This window comes from Chromobacterium fluminis, assembly GCF_011602385.1.
Classification (GTDB): domain Bacteria; phylum Pseudomonadota; class Gammaproteobacteria; order Burkholderiales; family Chromobacteriaceae; genus Chromobacterium; species Chromobacterium fluminis.
Map to the genome: position 1 here is coordinate 1 of NZ_JAAOMA010000086.1, position 9,677 is coordinate 9,677.

5 protein-coding genes are annotated in these 9,677 nt (G+C 53.3%); all 5 read right to left on the reverse strand.

Annotated features, from left to right (window positions below; genetic code table 11):
- Positions 1-355 precede the first annotated feature (355 nt).
- Positions 356-994 carry a hypothetical protein gene (locus tag HA052_RS26450; protein WP_166454334.1) on the reverse strand — a complete coding sequence of 213 codons (639 nt, stop codon included), beginning with the start codon at positions 992-994 and terminating at the stop codon, positions 356-358.
- Positions 995-2,042: 1,048 nt separating this feature from the next.
- A complete protein-coding gene (locus HA052_RS26455) occupies positions 2,043-2,279 on the reverse strand; it encodes a hypothetical protein (protein WP_166454335.1) in 237 nt (78 codons plus the stop codon).
- On the reverse strand, positions 2,276-3,109 hold the full coding sequence (locus HA052_RS26460) for a glycohydrolase toxin TNT-related protein (protein WP_166454336.1): 834 nt from the start codon (positions 3,107-3,109) through the stop codon (positions 2,276-2,278). Before HA052_RS26460 ends, HA052_RS26455 begins: the two co-directional genes overlap by 4 nt.
- Before the next feature lie 107 nt (positions 3,110-3,216).
- The gene (locus HA052_RS26465) at positions 3,217-3,483 is read right to left on the reverse strand and encodes a hypothetical protein (protein ID WP_166454337.1); all 267 of its coding nucleotides are present in this window, start codon (positions 3,481-3,483) and stop codon (positions 3,217-3,219) included.
- A gap of 1,271 nt (positions 3,484-4,754) precedes the next feature.
- The gene (locus HA052_RS26470; protein WP_166454338.1) at positions 4,755-9,305 is read right to left on the reverse strand and encodes a polymorphic toxin type 22 domain-containing protein; all 4,551 of its coding nucleotides are present in this window, start codon (positions 9,303-9,305) and stop codon (positions 4,755-4,757) included.
- Between the last annotated feature and the right edge of the window lie 372 nt (positions 9,306-9,677).

Sequence of the window (9,677 nt, forward strand, 5' to 3'; positions counted from 1 at the left end):
ACTATAATCATGCTCGCCCGCATAGTGCATTGAATTACCTGACCCCGACCGAGTACCGGGAGAAACACTTACCCCAACCACGCCTGATTGCTACCTAATCAGTGGTATACCAACTGGGGGAAGGTCACTGGAAGCGTTCAACGTGAAGAAGTAAGACGGGATGAAGCGGCCGAGGGGCCGCACTACTGGCAACAGACATGACGTAGGTCAGACCTCATTTAATTGGCGAATACGCAATAAAAAATCGTCACAAGCAGCAGCTTTTTGATGAAGCTTCCAAGACTATCCGCATAAAGAAGACAAGCCAAATGACTTGCTCTCCCTACTTGATTAACACGTAAAACCTCAACTCTATTTAAACTTTTCCAGGCTTAGAAAATCTTTGATAGTCCTCCGCCTCCGACCAGTCATCGTCAAAAGCTTCTATAAGACGAACCAATACAGAACTCCGCCTTGGAATAAAATAGCTCCGATGTTCTTCAAGAACCACATTAAGTACCTCCTCCCAACGAAGCTCATGCATACAATATGCAATTGCATCAATTGAAAGCATACCTCGACCATCGCTTCTGGCGTTCCTAAAGTGACAAACTGCCTCTATCAACACCTGAGCGAATGTTACTCTTGAATCAGTATTTTTCTTCAGAAAATTTAGCAATTCTTCATATGCGGGCTCAACATCTCCATATTGAGAATCCTCCGCCTCTTGCACCTCATGACAAATACTCTTCAGATCTCTTAAGCGATAGCCTTTTAAAAAAAGGATTACATCATGCATGAGAAAAAATCCCGCGCCAAGCAATGCACAAATAGCTCCCGCCTTCATTATTCTTACGGAAAAATCATAATCAATCCAAGGAATACACCCCCAAAATGGCCAGTAAATAATTGGAATTATTAAAATCAAAGCAATACAAGAAATAAAACTTATCAATTGCCAAGTAACAAGCTGAACAAACAATCTTATGCAGAAAAACTTCAAAAATAAAAGCATAATCACCTTCCATTCTTCATTCCGTTCGCAACCACCGAATTTGCAACCTCTTGACCAAAACTACCAGTAAAAAGGCCGGCAGCATTAGGGATAGGACTAGGGGCACTCCATCCCTGTATTCCGTATGGCCCATACCGTAACCCACTGAGGCCGGTGCCATGGATTAAATGCTGCATCAAGTCGGCCAGTTACTGCACTACCAAGACCAAACCTAACCACACTCCCTACCGCGGCCCCCGTCATACTTGGCAAAGGATTTTGCCTCTGGAAACCAGTCCCAACACTAGCGGAATCTAGCCTAGCTATGGCTGTGAAGCCAGAGTTTTATTTATTCAGACCAGCCCGCTCTCCTCTTGGCCATATAACTCGACTAGATAACTTCTGATCCCATCAGCACCATACATAAAAGTCAAATAAGCACACAAATCATGCTCCCCCCTTCCTACCCCCAGACCAGCAACACCGTTAAAACTAGTCCACAATGAACTATACTCCAACTCCAATTGCACACCATTTTTCTGAATCACTTGAAATCTAGTCACCCCTTTTTTTCGGGAGTGCACTTTAAAATAGTTTCCTGATCACTCAAATCTAATTTAGTGCACTTATACTGAAGACTAATCTTTTATTTTTCGCATAAAGTGCCAAACAGCCACCCAAAACAAAATCGTAAATACCAGAAACAATATATGAGGACATATCTCCCGTAACAGAAATGCTTCGACCATCTCCACTCAAAATTCATTAAATTCTATCAATGTTCCAAAATCATTAAATTTCTCAAGCTGCAACAAAGCCATTTCAATTACCTCCCGGCGGAAAATCCAAGCAACATGTTAATAGCAGGGTCTTTTTGCATAGACTTTTGAATTACGACATTCCAGTCTCCATACCTTCTAAACAATTGATCTGGCGTTGGCCCGACAGGGCTACCATATAACTTCATGTTTCCAACCTCCAAAACATACACCTCTCTCCCTTAGTTTGGAACGATAAGGACTGGCTCCACCAGTTGCAGAGACCAGTCCTTTATTAATCGTCAAATCTTTCAGATAGACTTGAATGCTTCGAGAAGGAACAATTTTAGAATATTCAAAGCTTGTGCCTCACTTTTCGCCCAAGCCAATTCATTTTTTGAACCACGTTCCGAGTAATAAATCAACCACTCGCCCCCAATTTTTTCCAAACAAAAAGAGTCGTCTTGATCCTTATAGAAAGAATAGGCATCCAATGGAATATTTTTCCTATTACAAAACTCTATCAACTCTTGCTGTGTCCAACTCATCGTGGCCCTCCTAACTTTTCTATATCAAGGTAATATTGAACGCTATTTGGTAATTTATATTGAACACCAAGTCCCTTTTGACCAAACCAAGGTGCAATAGTCGCGCGCTCGACTCCCAAAATACTTCCATTAACAGAATATACTGAAGGAGGGAAGGAAGGCATGCTACTCAATGCATGCGACTCCAGTGGAAGTCCAGCAGGAGACACAAACGAGCCCGTGGTACGACCAAATCGATCAACAAGATTAACCCCACCCCCACCGCTTGATTCCAAAGAAATAAATCTTTGGGTACCCGGAAGTGCTCCATCATATGGAGGCCACCAAATACTACCATCAGGCCTCTTCCATCCGGCTGCTTCCGCAAGCCCACGCTCCCTTGTCAACAACGCTCTTTCGTTGATTGTTAAATTCAGACTCCTATACGTACGATTTACACTATTTTCTGAGAATTCCTTATAAACAAGGCTTTCCGCCTCTATTATTCCTTTGCTTGGAACTACTCCAGCAACCACTCTACGAGTAATCCCCCCATCCATAAAGTTTAAACCAAACTCCAATGAAGCATCAGGCCGACCTGAACTCAAGTCCTGTAAAGACTGGTACAGGCTTGCAAGATTATCGGCCCTCCAATCCTGGTAGTCATTCCAAGCCTGTTTTGCACCACCAGCTATCCCAGCGGTTGTCGCACCAAATTTCGCAAATCCGCTATCCTCCATCACCCCCAAACCACCACCATTGTAAGCACGCTGGAAGGCTTGCCAAGCGCTCTCGTCTTGCAGGCGCGACTGACCCGGAGCTTCCACTCTGGATGGGTCATAATCATCCACCGCCAGCGCCGGCAACGGCCGGCTGCCGTCCAGTATCTCCCACGCAGGGTAGACAAATAAAATTTACCTACCCTAACTTGCTGGCCAGCTGGCGCTCTTTACGCAGTTTAGCGATAGCCTTTTAAAAAAAGGCTCACATCGCGTACAAAAAATAACACCGCGCCAAGCAATGCTTCAATAACCCCAACCTTTATCACTTTCAATGAAAAATCATAGTCAAGCCAAGAAATATGTCCCAAAAATGGCCAATATAGGATTGGAATCGTTACAATCAAAACAACACAAGTCATAAAGCACATCAATTGCCAAATAATAAATTGGACAAATAACCTCATAAAAAAAACTTCAAAAATAAAAGCATACTCACCTTCCATTCTTCATTCCGTTCACAACCACCGAATTTGAAACCTCTTGACCTAAACCTCCGCCAAGAAGGCCAATAGCGTTAGGTACAGGGCTAGGGGCACTCCATCCCTGTATTCCGTATGGTCCTACAGTTATCCACTGAGGCCGGTGCCATGGGTTAAATACAGGATCAAGTCGGCCAGTTATTGCACTTCCAATCCCAAATCCAACTACGCTCCCCACTGCTGCGCCGGCCATGCTTGGCAAAGGATTTTGCCCCTGGAAACCAGCCCCAACGCTAGCGGAATACGTATTGAAAGCAACAGTACTTCCCAAACTGGCTCCATTCGTCCACCAGCCAGTAGCCGCCCCCAAGCCAACATCAAGCCAATTCACTGCTTGATCAGGAGTAAATACCTTTTGCGCTCCATAATTTGCTTCTCCACCAAGCACAGCTGTCGCAAATCTACTCCATAGACTTGCCCCCTGAGCCACTATCATCCTTCCCATGGCAGGCAGGCTTAGCACCATCTCAGGGTACACACTTTTCAGTGCTTGGCTTTCCGTCGTGGGCAGCTTCCAGTTGGCGGCATATTCAGCCTCGGCTTTGGTCAAGCCATCCTTCTTCCCTTTGCTTCGTGTCGTCTTCTGACCCGCCAAGTCTGACGTAGACTTTCCCGCCGTCGCCCGCTGCGCCCACTCCACTTCCATCTCCCTAATCTGTCTGTCAGGAGAGTTTGCCAAGACGCTGTGAGCAAGCCCTTTGACTTGCCCACCTTACTCACCACATAAAATTTTTATATATTCCCATAAAAACCACCAACAACAACTATTACAACGATCACAAGCAACACAAAAATCCAATAAAACATCTTCTGCCTTTTAGTGGATTTTTTATATTGATCATCCCTTACAGTTGGATGACCCCATGACATTCAACCCTAATTTTAAAAAATCCTATATCCATAACTAAGTGGCTAAACAGAAACCCCTGGCACTCCAAACCCATATTCAACGGCCCTAGTTCCATCAAACGACATACTGACGCCACCCTCAACACCTATGAGAGGCGTTATTGGATAAAAGCCGGAAAAGGCGGGGCACCATACCATTGAGATTACCTAGTAACAGTCAATGTAAATTTAATCACATGTAATTTTTACATAACCCGTACACCACCCCAATAATAATCATTAAAAAAATAGCGGAAATAAAAAACCAGTATATTCTTTTCTGCCTCTTAGATAGTTTCTTATATTGTTCCACATCCATCAGGGGAGCTGACATGAATTACCTCTTATCAAAAAATTCTATATCCATACCCGAATGGAGATACAGACACTCCAGGTGTTCCAACTCCATACTCAACAGCCTTCATCCCGTTAGGAACAATGTTAACGGCACCTCCAATGCCAAAAACAGGGGTTAAAGGGTAAAAACCTGAAGCGGTATATCCATAGCCTCCAAGTAAATTATCTACCTTTTGAGCACTCCCACCACCAACGACATTACCAAAGGTAATAGACCCACCAGGCAAGTAAGAAGGGGCAGAATAGAAGCGAGAGCTCGAGTAAGAAACATATCCATTGAGATTATAAAGATTAACAGACATGCCTATCGAGCCTAACAAAGGAATCGATCCATTAATTGCCACATAATCCGGATTAAATGTTGCCTTTGGCTGGTAGTATGGCATGCTATCTTTAATAGGAATGGCTCTTTGCTCTACGGATGACGTATTACTCCCTCCCCTACTATTAGCTTCGTTGATCACATCTTGAATTGCTTGGTTCAGCTCATTCCGGTGCTGCGTATTATCTTTAACTCCTGTCAATCCAGCCGACAATGCCCTAATTTTTATTACATCATTATTAGATAGTGAACCGATACCACTGTAAGTACTGTTACCAATATTCATTGCTCCTGAATCAGCTCGCGCCTTCGCCGCCGTCGCCCGCTGCGCCACTTCCCCACCCTCCAGCCAGCTAAAACGCTCTTGCTCCTTGACGGTGGCCAGGCTCAGTGCCGAGGCATTGCTTCCCCGTCCCCAAATCTGCGCCAGCGCCTGTTGGGGCTGCCGCCGCTCTTGATCCCGCTTCATCATGCCGGCCACCACGCTGTCTCCCAGCGCGCCGCCGAAGGATTCCGCCGCGATCGCGCCCCAATTCGGCCGTTGCCCGCTCAGTTGCGATTGAATCCCGCCGGAGACTAGGCCGCGCGCGGTGCCTTGAGCCAGTCTGGTGAAGGTGTCGTTTGGGGGGCCGCCGAGGTTGACTTGGCTACCCGCAAAAGCCCCCACCCCGCTGGCCGCCACCGCACTCCAGCTAAATTGCTTCTGCAAGCCGGTCGCCATGGCCACGCCCTGGGTCAGCGCGTTGCCCGCCGCCGCCCGCAGCGCGAGCGGGGTGCCGCCCAGCGCGCCCCCCAGGCCCGCGCTGACGCCGGCCCCAAGAGCGCTCAACCCCACTTGGCTCCAGGAGAAACTGTCTTGACTGCCTAGTAGCATACCGGTGCCTTGACCAGCAATAGAGCCCGCAGCTCCGGCTAGCGCCCAACCTAGTACGCCACCGCCTGCGATTGGACCCAATACACTCGTCACAGCAATACTCACCGCCACAGAGATAATCCGACCAATAACACTATTGAAGAACCCACCGAAGAGCCCACCCCGTCGCCTACGTACTGTTTGTTGAATCACTATCTGTTTTGGCGGCGGGTCCGGCAGCGTTGGCGTCACGTCCCCTATCGCCTCGCCCGGGCGGTACACCCGGTAGGTGCCGCTGTTGTTGTGCACATTGGTGATTTTGTTGGGCACGGTCAGGATTTGGCCGGCGATGAGCGCTTCGCTCCCGCTCAGGCTGTTGGCGTCCGCCAGCAGATACCACATTGCCTGGTCGCCCCACAGCGACGCCGCCAGGCTTTGCAAGGTGTCCCCCGCCTTCACCGTGACGAAGCCCGGCGTCTGGCCCGGGTAGCTCGGACCGATCGGCTCGTAGTTCTGGTCGAAGTCGGCGCTGTTCACCGGCTGGCCTTCGCGGTACTGGTCTTTGCGGTTGCCGATCTGGCTTTGCGCCAAGGCCTGGGCGTAGTCGACGCGGCTGGCGCCGTCGTTGCCCACCGAGCCGATCTGCTTGCCGTCCAGGTAGTAGTAGTCCTGCCGTTTGTAGGTGCTGCCCTTGGCGATTTCCTCGCGCTTGAGCACCAGGCCCTGGGCGTTGTTGACGTAGCGGAGGCTGCGCTGGCCCACTTCGTCGCGCGCTTCGGCCAGGTGGCCGTTGACGTTGTAGCTGAGATGGGAGTAGCCCTTTTCCCAGCCCGGCGCGTCCTTGTTGTACGGCTGGGCGGTAATGGTGCTTTGCTTGGCTTCGTCCCACCATTCATAGCCGTAATAGCTGGTGGTGGTGGTGCCGCTGCTGCTCTGGGCGCTGCTGGCCACGGTGCCGTCCGCCATCAGGCTGTAGGTGGTGGTGGCGCCGTCCCGGGTTTGCTGCAGCAGTTTGTGGTCGGCGTCGTAGCGGGACTGGGTCTGGCTGCTGACGCCGCCGTCGCCGTTCCAGCGGTATTGGCGGTATGCGGTGGCGCGTCCCAGCAGGTCGTTGTCGCGCTGGGAGGCCAGCTTGCCGTTGATGCGGGTGCTCTCCAGATAGCCGTCGGCGCTGTAGCTGTAGGTCTCGGTGGTTCCATCAGAGGCGTTGATGGCCTGCACCCGTTCGCCGGCGGCGTTGTAGAGGATGTCGACGCCGTCGCCGCCTTGCGGACCACGGCTGATCTGGCCGTCGATCTTGCTGCCCTTGGTGGTGACAAAGCGGTTCATGCTGTCGTAACGGTACCAGTAGTCCTGGATCCGCTTCTGGCCGTCGACGCCGTCGTGGTAGACGCTGTTGACGTTGATACGGTTGCCGACCGCGTCGTAGCGGTAAGTGATCAGGAATTTAGGATCCTTGATCTGGGTGACCCGGCCCAGCGCGTCGTACTGGATGTCGGCGTACTGATAGAACTCGCGGCTCTGGTTGTTGAGGCTGGTATAGCCTTCAAAGGTCTTATTGCCGTCGTTGTCGTATTCGTACAGGGTGTAGCTGTCCAGCGCGTGGTCGGACAGGCTCTTCAGATAGCCGTTGCCGTAGTACTGGTAAGTGATGCGCTGGCCGGTGCTGCCGCTTTGTTCGGCCACCTGGCCGGCGTGGTTGTAGCGGTAGCTGAAGCGGTGGTTGCCCAGGTCGACATGGGCCACCTTATGGCCGAACAGGCTGACGTCGTCGGTCTGGCTGCGGCCGTTGGCGTCGGTCTTGACGCTGCGCCAGCCGCCGACGACGATGCCGCCGGCCCCGGCGATGGCGGCGTCCCACTGGTAGCGGTAGCTCACCCGGCGCCCGGCGGCGCTGACGGTGGCCAGCACCCGGCCCAGGCTGTCGTAGCGGGTGCTGGCGCTTAGGGTGGTGCGCCCATCGGCGCTGTTGCGGTGGGCGATGCGCTGGCCGGCGCTGTCGTAGTCGTATTCGTCGTAGCCGCGACGGCCGTCGGCGCGCTGGGCGTGGTCTTGCCGGATCAGCTGGTGGTTGGCGTTGTAGCGGTAGTCGCTGCGGCGGCCGATTTCGTCGATGCTATAGCGCAGATTGCCGAACACGTCGTAGCCCAGTTGCTTGACGCCGCCGTCGGCGTGGGCTTGGCCGCCGAGCCGGCCTTGACCGGCTTCACTGCCGGCCAGCCAGCTTTGGCGGTTGAGCTGGCCGTTGGCGTCGATGCTGGCCACCAGATTGCCCAGCGCGTCGTAGCGGTACTGGGTGCGCGGCGCCTGCTGGACGCTGGTGCCGTTGTTGAGGGTGATGGCAGCCTTTGGGTCTTGCTTGGTCAGCAGTTGGCCGAAGGCGCTGTATTCAAAGGTGGTGGTGTTGCCGCGGCCGTCGGTTTCGCTGCTCACTTCGCCGAAGGCGTTGTACTGCTGGCGGCGGATGATGTTGTGCTCGCTCTGGCTGGTGCCGGTGATCACCCAGTTGAGGCGGGCGCTGTCGACGCCGCTGTGGCGGCGCAGATAGCCGCTGACGTCCAGCGCCGCGCCGTCGGCGCCGGTCAGCAAGGCGCCCTGGGCGTCGGCCAGCTGGTAGCGGTACTCGTAGTCGCCGACGGCCAGCGCGTCGGCGTTCAAAGCGAACTGGCCCTGGGCGTTGCGGCTCAGCGCCGCCTGGGTCCAGGCGCCCTGGCTGCCCTTGCTCCGGTAGGACAGCAAGAGCTGGGCGGCCTGGGCCTGCGGCGGATTGAAGCTGACCATCAGCGGCAGCGTCAGGCCCTTGGTATTGACGCTGACGGCGCCGCCGCCCAGCGTCAGTTGGCCGCCGGCGCGATTGAGCATCAGGCCATTGGCGTCGAACAGCTGGTATTCGAATTCATACACCGTCGGCGCGCTCAAGCCCTTGGCCAGCGCGCTGCTGTCCCAGTCCCATTCGCCGTTGGCGGCGCGACTCAGCGGCGCTTCGGCCCAGGCGCCGCCGGCCGTGCGGTAGCGGATCAGGCCGCGGGTGGCCGCCGCCGGCTGATTGCCGCCGATGTGGACGATCTGCGGCTGGTCGCGCCAGGCGACGGGCTGGGTGACAGAAGCCGCTTCGCCGGGGCGGAAGCTACCCACCACCGCGCCCAGTGACTGACCGTTGGCGTCGAGGCGCTCAAGTTCATACTCCCAGGTTTGGCCGGCGGCCAGGCCGTACTGCGCGGGGTTGAAGTGGAGCCAGCCTTGGACGCCGGTGGCGGCCAGGGGGTGAGCGGCGCTCCATTCGCCGCCCGGCTGGCGGAAGCGCACGCGCCCGGTGGTAACAGCGTTGCCGAGGTTGGTCAGCGCAATCCGGTTATCGCTATACATGAAGGCGCTATCGACAGCTATATTGGCTTGATTCAGGGTGGATGCTTGAAAGCTACTGAGTCGGCGCTCATTTAGCTGCATTGTTCCCTGACGGGCATTGATGACCCCTCCATCTGCATTGAGCGTGATATATCGGAACTGATAGGCTCCGATCTCCAACTCCCCCAACCCCCATGTCGTGAAAATAACCTCCCCATCTCCTCGTACAAGCCTTGTGGTTTCGAGGCTTACCCAAGCATCGCTCTCTTTATCGCTGCGAATAAAGAGTAACAAGCGAGATGCACTCTGAGGCTGCCCAAAGGCTCTAAACAACAAAGCATAAGAAGATTCCGACCCTCCCCCAGGTCTAGGTCTAGGAGGAGACACATGCCC